The sequence below is a fragment of the Deltaproteobacteria bacterium genome, from assembly GCA_016223005.1.
Taxonomy (GTDB): domain Bacteria; phylum Desulfobacterota; class GWC2-55-46; order UBA9637; family GWC2-42-11; genus JACRPW01.
On sequence record JACRPW010000094.1, the window covers coordinates 1 to 22,428 of the forward strand.

At 41.2% G+C, this 22,428-nt stretch carries 17 protein-coding genes and 2 tRNA genes; 11 read left to right on the forward strand and 8 right to left on the reverse strand.

Translation table 11 applies throughout. The annotated features are described in order from the left end of the window. The 7 genes from HZC45_09285 to HZC45_09315 form a co-directional block, all read left to right on the forward strand. Positions 1-159, forward strand: a 159-nt coding sequence (locus tag HZC45_09285) for a hypothetical protein (GenBank protein ID MBI5683332.1), incomplete at its 5' end; no start/stop codon positions are given. Positions 160-268: 109 nt separating this feature from the next. Continuing rightward, positions 269-712 (forward strand): Rieske (2Fe-2S) protein, encoded by a 444-nt coding sequence (locus HZC45_09290; GenBank protein MBI5683333.1) that lies wholly within the window; start codon positions 269-271, stop codon positions 710-712. Positions 713-836: 124 nt separating this feature from the next. Beyond that, the gene (locus tag HZC45_09295; GenBank protein MBI5683334.1) at positions 837-1,877 is read left to right on the forward strand and encodes a cytochrome bc complex cytochrome b subunit; all 1,041 of its coding nucleotides are present in this window, start codon (positions 837-839) and stop codon (positions 1,875-1,877) included. Positions 1,878-2,039: 162 nt separating this feature from the next. Continuing rightward, positions 2,040-3,374, forward strand: a complete 1,335-nt coding sequence (locus HZC45_09300) for a cytochrome C (protein ID MBI5683335.1) — start codon at positions 2,040-2,042, stop codon at positions 3,372-3,374. A 309-nt stretch (positions 3,375-3,683) separates the two neighbouring features. Further along, a complete protein-coding gene (gyrA, locus tag HZC45_09305) occupies positions 3,684-6,119 on the forward strand; it encodes a DNA gyrase subunit A (GenBank protein MBI5683336.1) in 2,436 nt (811 codons plus the stop codon). Beyond that, entirely contained in the window at positions 6,116-6,958 is an 843-nt protein-coding gene (locus HZC45_09310; protein ID MBI5683337.1) for a tetratricopeptide repeat protein, read from the forward strand. Before gyrA ends, HZC45_09310 begins: the two co-directional genes overlap by 4 nt. Positions 6,959-6,960: 2 nt before the next feature. Next, on the forward strand, positions 6,961-8,001 hold the full coding sequence (locus tag HZC45_09315) for an NAD(P)H-dependent glycerol-3-phosphate dehydrogenase (protein MBI5683338.1): 1,041 nt from the start codon (positions 6,961-6,963) through the stop codon (positions 7,999-8,001). A 23-nt stretch (positions 8,002-8,024) separates the two neighbouring features. On the opposite strand, the gene HZC45_09320 is transcribed toward HZC45_09315, so the two are convergent. The 6 genes from HZC45_09320 to HZC45_09345 form a co-directional block, all read right to left on the reverse strand. Then, positions 8,025-8,100, reverse strand: a tRNA-Ala gene (locus HZC45_09320). An 89-nt stretch (positions 8,101-8,189) separates the two neighbouring features. Then, positions 8,190-11,849 (reverse strand): hypothetical protein, encoded by a 3,660-nt coding sequence (locus HZC45_09325; GenBank protein ID MBI5683339.1) that lies wholly within the window; start codon positions 11,847-11,849, stop codon positions 8,190-8,192. Next, a complete protein-coding gene (locus HZC45_09330) occupies positions 11,849-12,556 on the reverse strand; it encodes a 1-acyl-sn-glycerol-3-phosphate acyltransferase (protein MBI5683340.1) in 708 nt (235 codons plus the stop codon). Before HZC45_09330 ends, HZC45_09325 begins: the two co-directional genes overlap by 1 nt. After that, a complete protein-coding gene (gene recO, locus HZC45_09335) occupies positions 12,553-13,311 on the reverse strand; it encodes a DNA repair protein RecO (GenBank protein MBI5683341.1) in 759 nt (252 codons plus the stop codon). Before recO ends, HZC45_09330 begins: the two co-directional genes overlap by 4 nt. A 107-nt stretch (positions 13,312-13,418) precedes the next feature. Continuing rightward, complete coding sequence (gene mgtE / locus HZC45_09340) at positions 13,419-14,756, reverse strand: magnesium transporter (GenBank protein MBI5683342.1); 1,338 nt, start codon at positions 14,754-14,756, stop codon at positions 13,419-13,421. 84 nt (positions 14,757-14,840) lie between these two features. Then, a tRNA-Leu gene (locus tag HZC45_09345) sits at positions 14,841-14,928 on the reverse strand. A 169-nt stretch (positions 14,929-15,097) separates the two neighbouring features. Here HZC45_09345 and ispG point away from each other — a divergent pair. Next, the gene (ispG, locus tag HZC45_09350; protein ID MBI5683343.1) at positions 15,098-16,153 is read left to right on the forward strand and encodes a flavodoxin-dependent (E)-4-hydroxy-3-methylbut-2-enyl-diphosphate synthase; all 1,056 of its coding nucleotides are present in this window, start codon (positions 15,098-15,100) and stop codon (positions 16,151-16,153) included. Between the two features lie 112 nt (positions 16,154-16,265). Here the strand turns inward: ispG and HZC45_09355 are convergent, their stop codons facing one another. Continuing rightward, positions 16,266-17,741, reverse strand: coding sequence for a hypothetical protein (locus tag HZC45_09355; GenBank protein ID MBI5683344.1), 1,476 nt, complete (start codon positions 17,739-17,741; stop codon positions 16,266-16,268). 344 nt (positions 17,742-18,085) lie between these two features. On the opposite strand from HZC45_09355, the gene nrdR reads away from it, so the two are divergent. The 3 genes from nrdR (at position 18,086) to HZC45_09370 (ending at position 21,163) form a co-directional block, all read left to right on the forward strand. Then, on the forward strand, positions 18,086-18,553 hold the full coding sequence (nrdR, locus tag HZC45_09360; GenBank protein ID MBI5683345.1) for a transcriptional repressor NrdR: 468 nt from the start codon (positions 18,086-18,088) through the stop codon (positions 18,551-18,553). 2 nt (positions 18,554-18,555) lie between these two features. Beyond that, positions 18,556-19,701 carry a bifunctional diaminohydroxyphosphoribosylaminopyrimidine deaminase/5-amino-6-(5-phosphoribosylamino)uracil reductase RibD gene (gene ribD, locus HZC45_09365; protein ID MBI5683346.1) on the forward strand — a complete coding sequence of 382 codons (1,146 nt, stop codon included), beginning with the start codon at positions 18,556-18,558 and terminating at the stop codon, positions 19,699-19,701. A gap of 217 nt (positions 19,702-19,918) precedes the next feature. Beyond that, positions 19,919-21,163 carry a TonB family protein gene (locus HZC45_09370; protein MBI5683347.1) on the forward strand — a complete coding sequence of 415 codons (1,245 nt, stop codon included), beginning with the start codon at positions 19,919-19,921 and terminating at the stop codon, positions 21,161-21,163. Positions 21,164-21,251: 88 nt separating this feature from the next. On the opposite strand, the gene gcvPB is transcribed toward HZC45_09370, so the two are convergent. Further along, positions 21,252-22,428: aminomethyl-transferring glycine dehydrogenase subunit GcvPB (gcvPB, locus tag HZC45_09375; protein ID MBI5683348.1), on the reverse strand; the 1,177-nt coding region annotated here is incomplete at its 5' end.

Sequence of the window (22,428 nt, forward strand, 5' to 3'; positions counted from 1 at the left end):
GTTGCCCTTACTGCTGACTATTCTCTGGCAAAAAACTTGAACCTTCATCTGCAGGCAGCATGGTTTATGGGCGATAACGGAATGTATGATACTACTGCAACAACCACACCCGGTGATACAGCATCAGAGTATCTTGTAATGCTCGGATGGTATTTCTAGTGTAGCAAAACTATTTAACCGATACATCGCAGTATCTTGATGGAATCAGGCAAAGAAGCCTTGAGGTTTCATAATCTCAAGGCTTCTTTATTTTTGGAGGTGATAAAAAATGGGTGTAATACACGACAACACTTCAAGACGTAAATTCTTAAGCAATGCATTTATGACATTCGGACTCTCATTTGGTCTCGGCGCACTCTTTGTAAGGTTTGGACAGTTTATAACGCCTGATAGAAAAGAAAAAATGACTGCCAAAGTCCTCATAGGAAATCTTGCAGAGATTCCGGAAAATGCCGCTACACCTCTTGAGATTTCTGGAAATAAGATTCTAGTTGTGCGTTCGGAGGATGGGTTCAATGCCTTCTCCAGAAGATGCACAGACCTCGGCTGCCTTGTGAGTTGGGAACCTGCAAAACAGCAGTTCATATGCCCGTGCCATCAGGGCGTATATGATAAAAACGGCAAAAACATTGCAGGGCCTCCTCCAAGACCTTTAGACAGATTTGAGGTAGTGGCAAAGGGGGAGAATGTCTATATACGGCTTAAGGCATAAGAAGGTGAAGATCAAATAGAAAATTATAAATTGGAAAGGTAAAAGTAAATTTAATTTTAAATTTTTTGTTTAGATATTTCTATTTAAATCTTCTTATAAGCCCTTAGTCTCAAGGAGGTAACTTATGGCAGCAGGCATTGAACATGCAGAAACAAAACCCTTAAAAGGTAGAATCATAGACCTCATTCAGGAGGATGTGCCTGACCACCTTTATTCATGGCCGTATACACTTGGTGCAATCCCGCTTGTTCTGTTCGGAATACTTCTGGTTACTGGCATTCTGATGACATTTTACTACATCCCATACCCTGACAGGGCTTATGAGAGTGTAAGGGAGATAACATACTCTATCTATCTGGGCTGGTTCATAAGGGGTATGCACAAACTGGCTGTCCATCTGATGATATTGAGTCTGTTGTTTCACATAACACGGGTCTTCATAACAAGGGCATATAAGGAAGGGGGCGAAGTTAAATGGCTCCTTGGCGCAGGCATATTTTTTACTGCCCTTGCATTCGGTTTTACAGGGTATGCGCTTGTTTATGACAATATTTCTTACTGGGGCATGATCGTTGTTACAAACATGGCAGGAGAATTGCCTATTATCGGCAAGACGCTTTTGCTACTGCTTCGAGGCGGGGAAGATGTAACTGAGATTACACTCTTGAGGCTCTATGACCTGCATACAAAACTTCTGCCGTTTTTGATTATAACGCTGCTCTTAAGCCATATACTGGCAGTAAGATTCTTTGGTTTTGCAAAATTGGGGACAGATTTAAAATCTGTCCCCACACAGGGCATGCACAAATTCTTTCCTGAACACGCAATGGAGGTTGGACTAATATCAATATGCCTCTTAATATTCATAATTGATATTACAATGCTCTTTCCGCCTCAACTTGGAAGTCCGGCAAATATGCAAGAGGTAGCGTCAAATGTATCCCCCCCTTGGTATTTCAGCGCAGTATATAAATGGATAACCATAGCGCCCAGAAATGCCGCGCTCTTTGGGGTGTTGTTCTTCAGCGCAATATTTTTTGCATATCCTTATGTTGACAGATTTTTGACAAAGAGGGGCGCCAATATGCAGAGGATTAACATAGCAGTCGGAGCAGCAGCGGTTATTGTGTTTGTAATCCTGACACTGTGGGAGATAGTTTTGTAGCATGCCGATTTATCGGCGTTTGTAACTCAAACCTTCAGGTTTGAGTTTTTCAAGGCTAAAGCCTTGAGTTACAATACGCCCAATAAATTTGGCAGCTACATCCCAAAAAACAAGGAGGTAATCAAAATGGAAAGCAAAGATTTTAATCTAATGAAGTATGCAATGGGGATTCTCGGCATCATCCTCTTCCTTGCCCTAACGCTTGTTGGATACACAGGTATAAAGGAATCAAAGGAAGAGGCGCCGAGACCAAATATTACACAAAAGACAAAGAAATGCCTTGACTGTCATATTGACAAAGGTCTGACAAAGGGGGCAATAAGGGATTGGAAGTTGTCAAAACACTCTGCAAAGGGGATTGGCTGCAATGAATGCCACATCCCTGCAAAAGGCGCGCCCGAACGAATCGTAAACATGGCGACTGCCTGTGAGAATAGAGAGGTTAGGAGAGAGGTTTCTTCAGTAAACTGTAAAAGTTGTCATGAAGAAAAGACAAAACAATTTGCCGACGGCAAGCACTCAAAGGCATGGCTTGCAATGGAGGCAATGCCTACAACAAAAGACCAGCCCCCTGCAATAATGGGAGGCGAAAAGGGGTGCGGCGGCTGCCATAAGATCGGCAGGGATGAGGGGCAGTGCGACTCATGCCACACAAGGCATAAGTTCTCGGCAGCAGAGGCAAGAAGGCCGGAGGCATGCGCAACATGCCACATGGGTTTTGACCATCCGCAGTGGGAGATGTATTCGACATCAAAGCACGGCGTAATATATGAGATAGAAGGGGATAAGTGGGATTTCTCCAAAAAAATCAAGGACTGGTATGATAAGCCGCTTGAGGCATCCTCAAAAACCCCGCGGGCGCCTGTATGCGTTACATGCCATATGCAGGAAGGCAGCCATGCGGTAAAGACATCATGGGGATTTCTTGCCTTGAGACTGCCTGAAGATGATAAGGAATGGATGGGATACAGGGCAAAGATATTAAAGGGTCTTGGAGTTGGATTGGACAGCGAAGAAGGCAAACGGAGGATACAGGAGATAGTGGTTCCGGCTGATGTGGCAAGACTGACAAAGGAAGATTGGCAGCAAGGAAGGGATAAGATGGTAAAAACATGCAGCCAGTGCCATGGCGAAACATGGGCAAAGGATGAACTTAAAAAGGTTGACGAGATTATAAAACAGGCTGACAAACTCATGGCAGAGGCAATTGATATTGTTGAAGGGCTTTATAAAGACGGGCTTCTGCCGAGACCGAAAGACTACCCAGCGCATGTGGATTTATTAAGGTTCTATGAGGTGCAGAGCGGGATAGAGCAGAAATTATATTTCATGTTCCTTGAGCACAGGATGAGGGCGTTTCAGGGCGGTTTCCACGCAAACCCTGATTATATGCACTGGTACGGCTGGGCAGAGATGAAACGGGATTTGGCAGAGATAAGGGAAGAGGCAAAGAAACTTAGAACAGAACATGTGCAGCGAGCGAAGGCGAACGGATAATAAATCCCCAAAAATCAGTGTCTATTTTTGGGTAAATCTTGGTGATTATAAACAATTTTTTATAGGGGGGGTGCTTTAAAACTTCTTTTTTCTCTTATCCTATGCTATGTTATAACTGCTTTATGGCTCTTTTTTTACCCACTCAGTTACAGACTGTGTCATAACCCCATTTTTATGGTAGTCGCAGGCTTTAGCCTGCGTTCAACCCATTGATTTTATTGACTCTCAGCGGCAACCTAAAGGTTGCGGCTACCAATTATGACACAGCCTGTTACACGATGAGCCATAATTTTCAACTAAGGAGGCTAAATGGCTCAGGAAAAGATTCCAGTTTATATTGAAGATGAAATGAAGAAGTCCTACATGGACTATGCAATGTCTGTGATTATCGGCAGGGCTTTGCCAGATGTGAGGGACGGACTCAAGCCTGTCCATAGGCGGATACTCTATGCAATGCACGAGATGGGCGTTGAGTGGAATAAGCCCTATAAAAAATCCGCCCGTGTTGTTGGAGATGTGATTGGCAAATATCACCCCCACGGCGATACTGCTGTTTATGATGCAATTACAAGGATGGTTCAGGTTTTTTCTTTGAGATACCCGCTTATAGACGGTCAGGGAAACTTTGGTTCAGTTGACGGGGATTCGCCTGCTGCAATGCGTTACACAGAGGTCCGGATGGCAAGGCTTGCATCGCAACTGCTTGGCGATATTGAAAAGGAGACTGTTGAATGGGGACCAAACTATGACGAATCTTTGAAAGAACCGCTTGTCATGCCTGCTGCCTTTCCAAATCTGCTTGTAAACGGCTCATCAGGCATTGCTGTAGGCATGGCAACAAATATGCCTCCGCATAATCTCGGTGAGATTATAGATGGACTCATTCATATCATCAATAAGCCTGATGTAAATATTCAAGAACTTATGCGGAGTATTCCGGGCCCTGATTTTCCAACCGCTGGGTTTATACATGGGAGGGAAGGGATTAAAGAGGCGTACACAACAGGCAGGGGCATTATCCAGATGAGGGCAAGGGCAAATATTGAAAAAAATCCGCGCACAAACAGGCAGGCGATTGTAATTACAGAGATACCCTATCAGGTGAATAAGGCAAAGTTGATTGAGAAGATTGCGGAACTTGTCCGAGATAAAAAGATTGAGGGCATATCAGATGTGAGGGATGAATCTGACAGGGAGGGCATGAGGATTGTTGTTGATTTAAAGAGGGATGAGGTTGCAGAGGTGATTTTGAATAATCTGTTTCTGCATACGCAGATGCAGTCAACATACGGCATAATAAATCTTGCCATTGTTGATGGCCAGCCAAAGGTATTTCCTCTAAAAGAACTCCTTCTCCAGTTTGTCCGATTCAGAAAAGAGGTTGTAACAAGAAGGACATTATTTGAACTTAAAAAGGCAAAAGAGCGGGCGCATATATTAGAAGGATTAAAGATTGCAATAGATAATCTTGATGAGGTTATTACCCTTATTAAGAAAAGCAAGAGTCCGCAGGAGGCAAGAGAAGGGCTGATAAAGAGATTTAAATTATCTGATATTCAGGCGCAGGCAATCCTTGACATGAAACTCCAGCGGCTTACTGCCCTTGAAAGGGAAAAGATTGTTGAGGAATACAAGGATGTCTTGAAACTCATAAAAAGGCTTGAGGAAATCCTTGCGAGCGAAAAACTTCTTATAGAGGTTATTGTTGGTGAACTTAAAGAAATCAAAAAACAGTTTGCTGATGAAAGGCGCACAGAGATTATTGCAAAGACAGGAGACATAACACTTGAAGACATAATTGCTGAAGAGGATATGGTTGTGAACATAACACACGGTGGATACATCAAAAGAAACCCGACGAGTCTTTTCAGAATCCAGAGGCGGGGCGGCAAGGGCAAGACCGGCATGACAACTAAAGAAGAGGATTTTGTTGAGCATCTGTTTGTCGCATCAACACACAGTTACATACTCTTTTTCACAGACAGGGGTAAGGCGTATTCGCTAAAGGTCTATGATATTCCGCAGGCAGGACCTGCTGCAAAAGGAAAGGCGATTGTAAATATCTTAAATCTTGCGCCAAATGAAAAGATGACTGCATTCCTGCCGGTAAAGGAATGGACAGAAGGAAGGTTTATTGTTATGGCTACAAGGTGCGGCGTAATAAAAAAAGTGGATCTAACAGTATTCTCAAATATCCGTTCAGGCGGATTGATTGCCCTTGGGCTTGATGAGGGCGATGAACTGATTGCAACAAGGCTTACAGACGGCTCAAAAGAGATTTTTCTCGGCACAAGGGACGGGCAGGCGATAAGGTTTAATGAATCGCAGGTGAGGGACATGGGGAGGACTGCAAGGGGTGTGAGGGCGATAAAACTTGGCAAGGGAGATGTGGTTGTGGCAATGGAGGCGCTGGAGGAAAACAGAACCATCTTGACTGTTACAGAGAGGGGTTACGGCAAGAGGACCGAGATAGCAGAATACAGAAGCCAGTTGCGAAGCGGAAGCGGAATAATAAATATAAAGGTTACTGAAAAGAACGGGCCTGTTGTCGGCATTGCGCAGGTAACCGGCGAAGATGAACTCATGATTACAACCAACATTGGAAAGATTATAAGGATAGTGATGAAGGGGGTATCTGTAATTGGCAGAAACACGCAAGGCGTAAAATTGATAGATATTGAAAAGGAAGAAAGGGTGACAGGCATTGCGCCTATTGCAGAAAAAGAGGAAGAGGGAGAGGAATGATTAAAAACAGGGGTCAGGGGTCAGGGGTCAGGGGTCAGAAGTGGAAAAAGATTTTATTTTTTCTATTACTGTTCACTGTTCACTGCTCACTGTTCACTGTAGTTACTTCTTGTTCTGATGACCCTGCAACGCATGCGTATCAAAAGGCGGATGAACTTCTGTCAAAAGGGCAGTATGCAAAGGCAATTAAGGCTTATAAAAATATTGCTGAAAAATATCAGGAAAGTATTTTAGGCCCTCAGGCGCAATATAAGATTGGACAGATATACCACCTATACATGAATAACGACATAGAGGCAATAAAATCTTATAAGACATTGATACTTATGTATCCCGGCAGCCCAGAGATTACACCTGCCAGAAAAGATATGGCAGAAATCTATTTAAGACAGGGGAATTATCAAAAGGCAATAAGTGAATACCAGTGGCTGGTAAAAAATTCGCAAGGCAGGGAGAGGGAACAGTTTCATTATGAAATTGCCATGTGCTATTTGAAAATGTCTGATGCAACGCAGGCAAGGATAGAATTGCAGGAACTACTCAAAAGCGAACCGTCTTACGATATTGTCAAAAAAATACTCTATCAGATAGCCAGCACATTTTACATTGAAGGAAAATTTAATAATGCAATAAATATCTATAATGAGATTATTATAAATTATCCTGAAGATGAACTGGCTATAGAGGCAAAGTTTGGCAAGGCTGTGAATCTGGAGGAGTTGAATAATCTGAAAGATGCCCTTATGGTCTATAAGGATATTTTAGACAAATATCCCAATAAGGAAGTGATAAAAGACCGTATAAGAGGTATTGAAGCAAGATTAAAACAGGCAAGGTAATTATGGAAAATTCAAAATTCCAAATTCCAAATTCAAAATTTGAGGATGTAGGTGTGCTTGGTGCAGGCTCATGGGGAACAACCCTTGCAAATTTGGTTGCAGAAAAGGGTTATAAGGTTAGTTTGTGGGTGAGAAGAAAAGACCTCTGCGATAAAATGCAAAATACAAGTGAGAATCCCGACTATCTCCCCGGCATTAAACTCTCTAAGAATATTCTGGCAACAACATCTCTTGAAGATGCAGTTAGAGACAAGACATTTATTATTTGCGTCATACCTTCGCATGGAGTAAGGGCTGTCTTATCTTCTGTAAAGCATATTTTTTCAAAGGAGAGTCTGATTGTAAGCGCATCAAAGGGCATAGAAGAAGACACACTTTTAACTGTATCAGAGATTTTAAAGGCAATACTGCCTGAAGCCGTGCATAAAAATATCGCTGTCCTTTCAGGTCCATCATTTGCAAAAGAGGTGAGTTTAAAACTGCCCACAGCAGTCTGTATTGCAGGCAAGGAGAAAGGGGTTTCTGAAAGGTTTCAAAACCTGTTAGTTACAGATTATTTCAGGGTTTATACAAACGAGGATTTGATTGGTGTTGAACTAGGCGGTGCATTAAAGAATGTCATTGCAATTGCATCAGGTATATGTGACGGTATGGGACTTGGAAATAATGCAAGGGCTGCCCTCATTACAAGAGGACTGGCAGAGATTGCAAGGCTTGGCAGCAAGATGGGCGCAAATCCCTTGACATTTTCAGGGCTTTCAGGGCTTGGGGATATGGTCTTAACATGCACAGGGGAATTAAGCAGGAACAGGTATGTCGGCAATATGATTGGCAAAGGGTTTAGACTGGATGATATTTTAAAAGAGATGAAGATGGTTGCAGAAGGTGTCAGGACTGCAAAGGCTGCCTATGAATTATCTATTAAACATGGTGTATATATGCCGATAACAGAGGAGGTCTATAATGTGCTTTATAAAAATAAACCTCCTAATAATGCTGTGTTTGAACTTATGACAAGGGAACAAAAGGGTGAAGTGGAATAAACAAAATAATCTTTGAGGTTGTTTGGTGGAGCTGAGGGGGATCGAACCCCTGACCTACAGACTGCCAGCCTGCCGCTCTCCCAACTGAGCTACAGCCCCACAGATATTGTCAAATCTAAAATATCATCTCAATATGTAAATTGTCAATCTGATTTTGTTTTGATTTTAAAAGTCTTGACAGCGCCCTATTATCCCTCTGCCTTATATACCTCCACCCCTCCTAAATCCTCTGGTATAAAAATCTTTACTGCCATGCTGTCTTTTAATATATCAAAGAGGTTTTGGAGCCTGAATATGGGCATTGTCCTTTTTAACCTTGTCATCGTCTCTCTTGCAACAATTATTGGATGGGTGAGTTCTCCGCCTTTTTCAACGATTATTGCGCATGGTCCATCGCCCTCTGCAAATATATCAAGGTATTTTGTGTCAAGGTATGAAAGGGCAACAACCTCTCTTTTTGCAGGCGGTCTTAAAAATTCAACATCACCGCTGTATATTCTCACAATGCCTTCTGCACTGCCGTGATAAAATGGTGCAGCATATCCTTTTGGTATCAGAATCCTTTCATAAACAACCTCTTTTGCCTCTGCCTTATCAAGTGAAGGAAATACCTTCACAGATACCCTTGCCCCTTCTTTAAACCTCTTTGATGCATCTTCCATCCTTACAGTTGGTATGCCGAATTCTACAGCGACCTTTGCTGTGTGTGAGCCGACAGAGCCCTTTTCTACAATGAATGCCTTTGGAAAGGTTTTAAGTTCTGTAATCTCAGGCAGATATTCCATAACTACAATCTCATCTTCCTTTACACCATTTACATGGTCGTTTAAAACCCTTGCCAGCCTTTCATCTCCAATTCTTTCAAATATGCGGATGTAACCTTCTCCTTCACCTGCTGCAATCGGTGATACAGTGAAAAAGAAGCTGTCTATCCTTTCAGCAGGTATATCAAAAAGGACAAGGCTTAATATTCTTCTGCTTTGCGTAAGATTGCTTACAACCTTTTTTATTTTACACCAGAAATCCCTTGCCTTATAAAATTCTACTTCTTTTAATGCATCTGTAAATCTTTCTGCAAGAAAAAGATTCTCTTCTATCTCATTCAGATACCTGCTGGCACTGAAGAGAAGGGCGTTTATCCAATGGCTGAGTTCATACAAATCACTAAGTCCTGCTATGCTTCTAAACCTTTCATTTACAATGCTGGAAAACCCCTGCTCAAGCCTTTCAAGGTTAATGTCAGTCAGATACAGTGTAAGCCTGTCCTCTTTTGTAATATTTGAATCAGATTTTAAAAGTATCCTGCCTATATTTGCCCTGATTTTGCTGTGGCTGACAATTGCATCAATAAGGTTTCCTTTTTCATAAACTGAAATAAATTCATTATATAAAGAGATGGGTTCTTTGAACCTGTCCATGAATTCAGACTGCCACAACCCTTTAATCTTTTTTGAATCTTGAACCTGTTCTACTTGAGGTTTATAAGCCATATCCAGCCAGTATGCTATGCCTTCTGCAAGTTTTATCGCTTTTATGTATTCAGGGTATTTTGTCTTTAATTCATTAAGAAGATTTAAAGCCTTTGCGAGGTTTTGTAGGTCAAGGGTATTGTGGAAACTGTCCCTTAAATCTACCGCGTGTCTTTTTAAATCATCAGGCACAATATCTGTTATGTCCTCAAAGTCATTATGAAGGGACTGCCAGTCAACACCCGTAACAAAGGCACCGGGCAGGTTCTTATAAACCTTTTCTATAAATGTCCTTCTTGCAGTTTCAAGCCTTCTGTCACGGGTATATTCTGATGCAAGAAGCAGAACCTCTTTAAATGCAAGTATGGAATCGTCTGCATCAACGTCCTTCAAACCCTCTTCCAACAGTGAGCCTGCATTTCTGTAAAATATCGCCTCCAGTTCTTTGTCTTCTATATCTTTCAGGATGTAGGCAATTGGTTTAAATATGGCAAATATAATCCTTTCATCCTTTACATCTCCTGTTTTGTATACCCCCTTTTTATTAAGGCTGTGTTTAAGACCTGTTATAATTGCATCTTTTATGTCTGTATAAATATCTGCATCTGTCTTCAGCAAGTTCAGCCCTGTATAAATGTCAGTAAGGTTTGTCTGTATCCTGCCTTCCGCCAGAAGTTTTATAACCCCTTTTTTTAGGTCTTCTTTGAAGGCAAATTTGTCATCCGTCAATGCGGGCAGGACATATTTTTTTATATCTTCAAAACTAATTGGGTTGAGGTTGTTCTTCAAAATCCTTTTTATGCCTGTTACGGCAGCATCATTCAGCCAGTCAATGTTTTTATCTAGAAGTTTTAATCCAATGTTTAAGACTTCGGATATTGATGCGTCCTCCATACCCTTGCCGTCAGCGAGTGTTTGAATAACCCGCATTCTTATCCATTCCTGTTTCAGATAAGGCAAGTCTTTTTCAATCAAAGGAATGGCATATCTCATGATGTCAGCAAGGTTTGTGCCGCTGAAACCATTGCCTGTCTTGAGTATATGCTTCACACCATACAAGGTATCATTTTTAAATTCTTCAGGCAGGCATTCCCACAGTTTTGGAAGGTATGCAGATAACTTCATAAAGTTTACACTCTCCATGCTTCCATTCAGAAGGTTTGCATAAAAGGTTTTGATATTATTCTTAAGTTCGGGGAACTTTCTCCATAAGTCAACAATCTTATATAGGTTTGATATTGAAACCCCTGTAATATTCCCTCTGCCCATTGCCTCTTTTGCTGCATGCATATTGTGTTCTTTAAAGAGGTCGTAGATTTGCGAGATTGCAACCTGTGTTTTTATAACAGAAGTTTGAGATTCTGGTTTTTGTCCCCGGTCCCCGGTTCCTAGTCCATTTCCTCCCGCAGCAGCACATATTGGTCTTATCTGAAGTATGTAAAATCTTTTATTGAAATATGCCCATTCAATATCAGCAAAGCACCCCTGCGGCAAACTGCCTGCTGTTTCAACGTCCATTGACAAATATGCAAGATACTTTATCTCTTCATCTGAGAGGACTGCCTTTTCCTGTAGTTCGTCCGGAATGGGTTTTTCTTCAACACCATGTGAAGATGCATAGTATGCAGTATGTTTTTTCCTGACCTCTCTGTAAACAACCGTCATTGCCCCCTTATCCACTTTATATACATCTGAATTGACTTTACCTGAGACAACACCCTCGCCCAATCCAAAGCCTGCATTTATCCATATCAGGTTATCCTCTTTCCCTGTCGGGCTTGCTGTAAATACAACACCTGCTGATTCAGACGGTATCATTGCCTGCACAAGAACACCCATCATAGACGAATGATGGTCAATACCTTTTCTCTCCCTGTATAGAATGCCTTTGATTCCCCAGATGGAGAGCCAGCATTCCTTTATTGCCTCTGCCAGTTCATGCCTTCTGACATTCAGGAATGTCTCATACTGCCCTGCAGATGATGCGGCAAGAAGGTCTTCTGAAGTTGCAGATGACCGCACTGCAACCCTTAATTCGTCTATGCCTGTTAATTTCTGCAGAGAGTCAAAAGAAGAATTCACCGCAGCCATTATAGCAGCAGGCATTTCGCTCTTTTTAAGCATGTCATGTATTGTCTCTGCTACAGCACCGACAATATGGGGATTGGATATATCAACACCTTTTAGGATGTCCGCTATCCTTTGGAACAATCCATACTCATCCAGAAATGTGTTGTATCCGTTTGTGGTTATGCAAAAACCCGGCGGCACAGGGATGCTTTTTTTTATCATTAGTGCAAGGCTGGCTGCCTTTGTGCCGGATATCTGTGGGGAGAGGCTTTCTTCCGAACCTAATGGGACTACAAACCCTTTAGTCATCAGTTATTCATCTTATACTGTTTTAAGTTATGCTGAATCGTATTTCTTGCCATTTCCATGAGCGCCTTATCATCCACGTCTGCTGTTTTTATCTGATTGCCTATCATTACGTTTACTCTGGCAGGTCTTATAAATATACTGCCCCTTTTCATTATGTCACGCGTGCCTATTATTGATATGGGTGTTATTGGGAAGGCAGTATTTGCTGCAAGAGCAAAGCCGCCTCTCTTGAACGGCAGGAGTTCGTCTATTCTGCTCCTTGTGCCCTCAGGAAATATAAGGATAGATGTCCCTTTCTTTAGTTTTTCCCCTGCCTTTCCCAGACCATGATATGCCTTGCCTGCATGACCCCTGTCAATAGGCACATAACCTGCAATGCTCATAGACCAGCCGATTATTGGTATTTTAAATAAACTCTTTTTGGCAAGCCATCTGAACTGTGCAGGCAGATATGCCTGCAATACAAGGATGTCAAATGCCCCCTGATGATTAGATATAAATATCTGAGGTGCGTTTGCAACATTTTCCAAGCCTTCCATTTTTACTTTTACACCGCTTAAGAAAAGGATTGTCATTGCCCAAAACCTGCCTATAAGATGGGCTGAATTTCCGCTCCTGTCAAATATAGATGTAAAGATGATAAACGGGAATAGAGAGATAGTTGTTATCAGTCCCAAAAACCATGTAGTGATAGTTCTGAAAATCATAAAAAAACCTCTTTTATAAACCTTTTGCTCTTCAACTCCTTGCCAAGTTGATACCTGATAAAATCCTCCAGCATCCGTGCACTTTCGTTTTTTATATGAAAAGACAAGGTAAGCCTGCTTAGCCCTTCAAAACCTGCATTTGCTGCAAGGGCAAGGGATTTCGCTGTGCCGTGAGAAATAGGTATACTTGGTTCTAAAGGTGTTATACATGATTGACAAATAATGCCTCCTTTTGGAGATGAAAAATATATCTTTACATCAGTGTCAACGAGTTTCTTGCAGACAACACATCTGTCAAGGTGAGGCTGATAACCAAGTATGGACAGAAGTTTTATCTCAAAGAACCTGGTGAGTGTTTCTGGCTCCCTTCCTGCATCTAGATATTTCAGAAAGTTTAAAAGGAGTTCAAAAACCCGTGTATTTTTTTGTCCTTCCTTCACCATCTCGGACAGGAGTTCTAGAAAATAACTGCCTGATGCAATTGCTTCAAGACTATGTTTAATACTGTGAAAACCATCTATAAGTTCGCACTGGTCAATCCTTACAAGGGAGGCATTCTGTTTTTGTGCGAATATAATCTTTACATATGAAAAAGGTTCAAGACAATTTACAAATCTCTTTTTACTCCTTTTTGCACCCTTTGCAATGCCGCCCATCTTTCCAAAATCTATTGTGTAAAAATTTACAATCCTGTCTGATTCCCCATAGTCAATGGAGTTAAGCAGTATTGCAGATGTGGTATAAAGATGAGACATTTCGCTAATTCAAAATTTAAAAATCAAAAGTCAAAATGACATATTAAAAATGTAAAAAATAAAAACACCTTAATTTTGATTTTTGATTTTTGATATTTGATTTATCTTTACAGGTATCCATATTTCATAAAAACGGTTGCAAGTCCCAGAAATGAAAAAAACCCCCCTACATCGGTGCATGTGGTTACGAACACGGCAGCAGATAGGGCAGGGTCTGCCTTAAACCATTTAAGTATAAGCGGTATAAGTGTCCCGCTGAAGCCTGCAATTACCATATTTGCTGTCATTGCCAAAAATAAGAGGATGCCGATTGAATAACTTATTCCGAACAGATGCGCAACAACGACAGCCGTTGCACCTGTGAGAATGCCGTTTGCAAAGCCTACGAGCACCTGATTTAAAAGCACCCTTTTTGCGTGTCTGAATTCAAGTTCTCCAAGTGCAATACCCCTTACTACAACAGTTATGGTCTGGGTCGCTGCATTGCCGCCCATGCCAGCCACAACGGGCATAAAAACAGCAAGTGTAACAGCGGTCTGGAGTGTACCTTCAAAGATTTTTACAATGCCTGCCGCAAGAAATGCAGTTGCAAGATTTACAAGGAGCCACGGCGCCCTGAGTTTAAAAGACCTTGAAGGAGGGTCAAGCACCCTTTCGTTTGTATTAAGACCTGCCATCTTGTAAAAGTCTTCAAAGATTTCCTCTTCAACAACATCCATTACATCGTCTATTGTAATCCTGCCCAGGAGCCTATCATCTGCATCAACAACAGCAAGGCTTACAGCATCATATTTTTTGAATATCTTTGCCACATCTTCCTGGTCTGTATCCACAGTTACCTTTATAGACTGTGTGTTCATTATGTCTTTTACAGGCAGATGAGGTTTTGCAAGAATAAGTTTGTCAAGCGGCACAACACCGGTAAGTTTTCCATCACTATCTGTAACAAACACATTGTGTATATCAGATACATCTTCACTCTTTGCCCTTACCTGTTCAATGGTTTCCTGAATTGTGGCATCTTCATGGACAGCAACAAGTTCTGTCTGCATTATGCCGCCTGCGGTGTCTTCGGGATATTTGAGAAGTTTTCTTACCTTAGCGCCTTCTTCCTTTTTGATGCCATCAAGGATTGTCTCTGCGTCTTCTTCAGGCAGTTCTGCAATGACATCCGCAGCGTCATCGGTCGCCATCTCATCAACAACCTCTATAAGTTCGGTGTCGGATATGGAGGCAATCAACTTTTCTCTGGTGTGTTCATCAAGTTCAAGGAGGACCTCTGATGCAGTTTCAGGAAGGAGAGATTTGAATAATATTACCCGTTCATTTTCTTCAAGTTCGGGAAAGAGTTTCGCAATATCAGAAGGGTGCAAAGGGGAGAGGAATTCCTTTATCCCTCTTTCATTGTTATCCTCTAAGCATTTTTTAAGAAGTTGTATGTCCATAATATTTAAAGACAATTAGGAATTAAGAATTACGAGTTTTTAATTCTTAATTTATAATTTTTAATTCGTAATTGCATTATGAAATGGTGCCGAAGCGGGGACTCGAACCCCGATGGACTTTCGCCCACTAGAACCTGAATCTAGCGCGTCTACCAAATTCCGCCACTTCGGCAATTTCAAGGCCAATCCAAATTATTGATATTTAATTTATACTCAAATTAAAAACAAGTCAAGAATGTAAATTACAGAATGTAAATTACAGAATGTAAATTACAAACTTAACACCCAACTTAACACCCAGATTTGACTCTTTAGACCAGAAGTGTTAGGTTGTGGCTGGTATGAGGCAGCGTAGAACAAGACAGATAAAAATAGGCAGTGTAAGGATTGGCGGAGATGCCCCTGTTTCTGTTCAGTCCATGACAAATACAGATACCCTTGATGTAAATGCGACCGTCCGACAAATCAAGGTGTTGGAAAAGGCAGGCTGCGAGATTATAAGGATTGCCGTGCCAAATCAGGATGCAGCAGATGTTCTGGATAAGATAAAAAAGAAAATATCAATTCCGCTTATTGCTGATATTCATTTTGACTACAGACTTGCGATAAAGGCAGTTGAAAAAGGTGTTGATGGACTGCGGTTAAACCCCGGCAACATCGGAAGCAAAGAAAGGGTTAAAGAGGTTGTAAAGGCAGCAAATGAAAAACATATACCGATACGAATAGGCATAAATGCAGGTTCTCTTGAAAAGGACATTCTTAAAAAATATGGACATCCCACGCCAGAAGGCATGGTTGAGAGCGCCATGCGGCATATCCGTATATTAGAGGATTTGGATTTTTTTGATATAAAAATATCTTTAAAGGCATCTGACATATGGAAGACAATTGATGCTTATAGACTACTCTCTAAAAAGGTTGATTACCCCTTCCATATAGGTATAACAGAGGCAGGTACGGTCTTTTCAGGCTCGATAAAATCTGCTGTCGGTCTCGGAATCCTCCTGTCAGAAGGGCTTGGCGATACGCTCCGTGTGTCCCTTACAGGCGACCCTGTGGAAGAGGTAAGGGTCGGCTGGGAGATTTTAAAGTCTCTGAAACTGCGTCAGAGGGGGGTCAATATAATCTCATGCCCAACCTGCGGAAGGATAAAGATAGACGCGATAAAACTTGCAACTGAGATAGAAAGAAGATTGTATCATATAACAAAACCGATAAATATCGCTGTGATGGGCTGCGTTGTCAATGGTCCCGGCGAGGCAGTGGAATCAGACATTGGCATTGCAGGTGGTGATGGTGTAGGACTCTTGTATATCGGCGGCAAGGCTGTTAAGAAGGTAAAGGAAAAGGATATTATTGAGGCGGTTATAAAAGAGGTGGAAAGGATTGCAGGATAGACATGCTTACGGTTAGAAGATAAAGATTTATTTATCCCCAAAAATCAATGTCTATTTTTGGGTTTATTGGAATTGTTGACATATGAGATGGATATTTTTCAGCACCAACACCCTATACCCTTACAGGCATGTTCCCTTTACACCCCATCTCCCCCTTCAAACACTTTATAACAGCCTTCTGGGACTGCTCTGTTGCCCCATAGGCTGCGATAAGCATATCAGCATCTTTAAAATGGGACAGGATATAAGGGCTTCCAAATGAAATCACAATAGAGTTTTTTGTTCTTTTTATGAGTTCAATGATTCGCTGCTTCTCATCATTTTCTATTCCTGAACTCCCCATCCATGCGGACACATCGGAAAATACGACGATTATGACTAACCCTTTATATTGATAGGCGGCATCGTTTATGGTGGAAACATCTTTAAAACTCTCTTTCCATAGAACAGGATTATGGAATTTTACATCCCCTGCCAGAACTATACTCCCATTATTAGCAGCAGATGATACAACAGCGCTATCCTTAACAATGGTAATGGACATATCTGTAAGAAGCGCAGAAAGATTTCTGCTGCGGTTATAGTCAACACCTGCTTTTTTAATACCTGATAGTTTTGCCTTTGCATTTAAAATACGCTTAAGTGCAGATTCTATAGATTCCTCATCTATCTCCTTTGACCTTATAGCGTTTTCAAGTTCTTTGACAGATATGTCAGCATCCATAGGATGGAGGAGTATATCAACGGCTGCATTGATGCATTTTGCATGGACATTTTTTATGCCATTAAGGGCTGACATATTCAAGGCATCGGTTAGTATCAAACCATTAAAGCCTAACTTATCCCTGAGTAGTTCCTTAACTACCTTTTTTGAAAGACTTGCAGGTATTGAATCTATGGCTGGGATATGCATATGCCCCACCATGATGCTGCTTACACCATTTTTAATTGCCTTAACAAACGGGATAACATCAATATTCATTAAATCCTTGTAAGATTTGGTAATAACAGGCAGGGATATGTGGGAATCTGTAGATGTATCGCCGTGGCCGGGGAAATGCTTGGCACAACTTATAAGTCCATAACCTCCCAGATTTTTTATATACTCTGCACCAAACCATGCAACATCCTCCGGCTCATCTGAAAACGCCCTTGTGCATATAATCGGGTTGTCAGGGTTTTGGTTTACATCAAGGACAGGTATAAGGGGCATGTTTATACCAACATCTATTGCCTCATAGGCTATTGCCTTTATAACATCCCGCAGGAAAGAAACATCTTCAGGTCTATCCTTCCTGACGGCTGCCCTGACTGCCATCTGGCATGGAAATATCGTCCCGCCCTTTATCTGCTGTCCCACACCCCTTTCTATGTCTGACGCTATAAATAAAGGTGTCTCTGACATAGACTGAAGTTTATCAATAAATGACCTGGTATCATTCATTTCGCCGCCGAATATTATAAATCCGCCGATGCCTTTTTGGACAAGTTTAAAGATTTCTCCCTGATAGGATTGGGAATAAACCTTATCGCCGTCCAAACGGCTGATGATAAGTTGGTATAATCTATGTGGTATAATTCCAGCCAAGACTTATCCTGACAATGCCTGTTATACACAACGACATAAATAAAGTCGCACCTGCCTGTGCCAGCACGGCAGACAGGTACAGAGCGTCAGAACAAAGAGAGACCAAGGAGCGACGAAGGTGAAGAGTGAGGCGTATTTTTAACATACGCCGCAACGACCTGTCTGCGTGCAACGCACAGGCAGGCGAACCGAGGAGCAACGCAGGTATGCAAAGTTATGACGCTCTGTATAAATTATTTGTTTCCTATGTTTCTTATACCAGATTTGTTCTTTAAATTCCATTTTAGAGAGAAATATGGTAGATATATAAGAAGTCTGTTTAAATAAACTGTTTTTATAAAGTTATGAAGTGTCCATTTTGCGGGTTTATAGAAGATAAGGTCATAGATTCCAGAGTCTCTCAGGAAGGGGATATTACACGTCGCCGCAGGGAGTGTCTTAAATGCAGCGGTCGTTTTACAACATATGAGAGGGTTGAAGAGATTCTGCCGCTTATTGTTAAAAAGGATGGACGACGTGAGCCGTTTGACAGGATGAAAATCGTTGTCGGCATACAAAAGGCATGTGAGAAAAGACCTGTAAGCGCTGAACAAATTGAGACCGTTGTTGAAAGGATAGAAAGGGTTTTTCAAGGGGTTGGAGAAAAAGAGGTCAAGAGTTCCCAAATCGGAGAGGCGATTATGGCTGAACTAAAAAAAATGGATGAGGTTGCATATGTTAGGTTTGCATCAGTTTATAGAGAATTCAGGGACATAAATGAATTCATGAGGGAGCTCAATGTCCTTCTTGATGGCAGGAAGATAAGGAAATGAGAATGGGTTCGCATGAAGATTTTATGAGGCTTGCTGTTAATGTTGCAAAAAAGGGTATAGGAAGGACAAGTCCTAATCCAGCAGTTGGTGCTGTTGTGGTTAAGGATAACAGGATAGTCGGCAAAGGTTATCATAAAATGGCAGGGCTTGCCCATGCAGAAATAAATGCCTTAAATGATGCTGGAAATCGGGCAAAGGGTGCAGACCTTTATGTAACACTTGAGCCGTGCAGCCATTATGGCAAAACCCCGCCATGCACATTGGCAGTAATTGAGAGAGGTATTAAGAGGGTTTTTATAGGCATGAAAGACCCTAATCCGCTTGTAAACGGCAGAGGTATCAGGAAACTTAAAGGGTGCGGTATAGAGGTTAAGGCAGGCATTTTTGAGGACGAATGCAGAAATATAAATAAGCCATATATGAAATATATTAAAACAGGGATGCCATTTGTAACACTTAAACTCGCTGCATCCCTTGACGGCAGGATAGCAACCTCTGCAGGCGAGTCTAAATGGATAACAGCTGATATTGCACGCAGATATGTTCATAAAATCCGTTCAAATGCAGATGCTGTAATGGTAGGGATAGGGACAGTGTTAAATGATGACCCACTCTTGACAGTCCGTGTTGCAGGCAAAAGAGAGGTGAGAAATAATCCTATAAGAATTGTTGTTGACAGCAGACTAAAGACACCTTTAAAGGCAAGGCTGCTTAATGTGAAAGAGGCAAAGACAATTATTGCAACAACTAAATATGCCGACAAAAAAAAGATTATTCAAATAGAAGGCAAGGGTGCAGAGGTTATAGTTGTTGATTTAAAAGATAGGTTTATTGATTTAAAAAAACTTATGTTGAAACTTGGCAGGCTGGAGATAATGAATATACTTATAGAGGGTGGTTCAAAACTTGCTGCATCAGCGCTTAAGCAGGGAATTATTGATAATATCAAGATATTTTATGCGCCGATATTGTTAGGCGGTGACGGTATACCTCTAACCGCAAGTCTTGGCATAAAGAGATTAAAGGATGCAGTTCATTTTAAGGATGTCAGGATAAAAAGGATAGGGGAGGATATGCTTATTGAAGGTGTGCCTGTATATAATAGTGTGTCAGACCAGAGTTTTATGAGAGATGAATGTAAAAGTTGATTAAACTGTCTGTTTTTCGGTTTTTACTGTATTTTCTGTCTTGGCAGCGGCTTCCAGTTTTTCCTTTTCCTCTTTTTGGGGGGTTACATCTATCTCGGTTTCATTGACAGACTTTTTAATACTTTTTATTGCCTTGACAAGGTTCAGGCATTCCTAAACCAAACATATTTAAAACCTCCTGTATTGTATATTAAGAGATTTACACATTAAGACTGATATGTCAATAAAAAAAACACTTAAACCACAAGACTCAAATAATATCAGCATCTTTTTAATCATATCTTTTCTCCTGCATCTTATTCTTCCATTTTTACTGCCGCAGTTTACCCAAGAGTTTGATAAGCCAGAATATATTTCAGAGCCTGTTGTCATAGACATACCAGAGGAGCAGACTCCCATTATCCCATCTGGCGAAATAGCAGATGTTCCAAAAGATGTTAAGTCTGAAGCACTAAAAAGGATGCCCGGTTCTAAAACTGCAAAGAGACTTGCTGACAGGCAATTAAAATCAGAGAGAGAAATGAGTCCAAAGTCATCTATTGGACTACCATCCGTTCCTGAAACCACACCACAGCCAGAACAACCCTTGCCCTTGTCAGAACCAGAACCTATATCTGAACCAAAACCTATGCCAAAACATCAGGAAATAGTAAAGGAGCAGGATGCAGAAAGTTCACGGGATGTAAAAGAAGAACCGCCAAAAGATGCGCCAAAGGCAAAAGAACAGGATAAGGAAACAGATGTGAAACCTCCAAAAGAAGAGATAGCACAAGTAGTCAAAGAAGAAAAAAAGGAAGGTTCAGATAGACCTGACAAGGTAGAGTTAAAAGACAGCAAAAAGGTTGTAATTGAAAAGACAGAGGTTAAAGAGGAGATAAAAAAGACAGCAGAGGATGTGGTTAAAGAAAAACCTGCCAGTTTTCCAAAAAAAGAACTCCCGAAAGATGAGAGGAGAGATATTCGTCAAAAGACTGAAAAGGAAACCACGCCAGAGAAAAAGGAGATAAAAGAACCTGAAAGGATGCTGCCAAGAGAAAAGCTCTTCCCATCAGGAGAGAGGCTGGCAGAACTTGATAAAGAATATCAACAAAAAGGGGTACCTGGTCTAGAAGAAGGAAAGACCTTAAGCCTCAATACAAGTGAATTCAGGTATTATTCATACCTGATGGGCATAAAAAGGAGGATTGAACTTGTATGGAATTATCCCTATGCCGCTGCCCGGGCAGGACAGCAGGGCAAACTTGAATTGTCATTTACTATAAAAAAGGATGGGACAGTTGAAGAGATTAAAATCTTAAAATCCTCTGGTTATGCAATGCTTGATAATGAGGCAATATCAGCAATCAAACTAGCAGCACCGTTTACTGAATTTCCAAAGGGTTTTAACCTTGAGAGGTTTACCATTGCTGCTACATTTGAATATATTATTCAGCCGTTTTTTTTTAGAAGGGATGATAGGTAAATGTGAGATATAGGGTTGTTTTGTAAGATGTGAGATGTAAGAAACGATTTTTATGGCTTACCAAAAAATGCAACTGCTTTTTTTGGGCTTACGGTTTTTTTATGGTTGGTTTCCATCTGAGTACAGGTTTTTTTGCTGCTGCTACCTCATCAAGTCTTTTAATCACTGCACTGTGCGGTGCATTTTTAACTACATCAGGAGATTCTTTTGTAATAGCAATCATGGCATCAATAAACCTGTCTATAGTTTCCCTGCCCTCTGTTTCTGTTGGTTCTATCATTAAGGCGCCGTGGACAACAAGTGGAAAATATATTGTGGGCGGATGGAACCCATAATCTATAAGTCTTTTTGCAATATCAAGGGTGGTTATGCCATTTTGAGATTGAACCTTATCTGAAAAAACACATTCATGCATACATGTCTGGTCAAAAGGCAGGTGGTAGTATTGTTTTAGCCTTTCTTTTACATAGTTGGCATTTAATACAGCCATCTCGCTTGCCTTTTTAAGCCCTTCTGCCCCCATTGTTTTAATGTAACTATATGCCCTTACCATTATACTGAAATTACCGTAAAACGCCTTTAATCTTCCGATAGATTGCTCATGGTTAAAATCAAGATTAAACCTCTTGCCCTTTTTTATTATCCTTGGCACAGGGAGATAGGGTTCAAGGAACTTTTTTACCCCAACAGGACCAGAGCCAGGACCTCCTCCTCCATGAGGTGTGGAAAATGTCTTATGCAGATTAAATTGAATTACATCAATACCCATGTCCCCTGGTTTTATAATGCCCATAATGGCATTTAGGTTTGCCCCATCGCAATATACAATGCCGCCTTTGCTGTGGACTATGTCTGCGATTTCCTGAATATTGGTTTCAAATAAACCAAGTGTATTTGGGTTTGTGAGCATAATCGCTGCAGTATCCTTGTCCATTACTGATGCTATTGTATCAGGACTTATGACCCCCTTGCCTTCCTTCACAGTTACAACTGTAAACCCTGCAAGGTTTGAACTTGCAGGGTTTGTTCCGTGTGCGGTATCAGGGATTATGACCTTTTTCCTTGGTTCTCCCTTTGCATTAAAATATGCAGCAATCATAAGCATACCGCAAAGTTCACCATGCGCACCTGCTGCAGGCTGCAGGGTTACAGCATCCATACCGCTTATCTCTTTTAAGAAACCTTCAAGTTCATACATGAGTTGCAGCGAACCCTGTATCAGTTCTGGGGGTTCGTAAGGATGACATTTTGAAAAGCCATTAAGC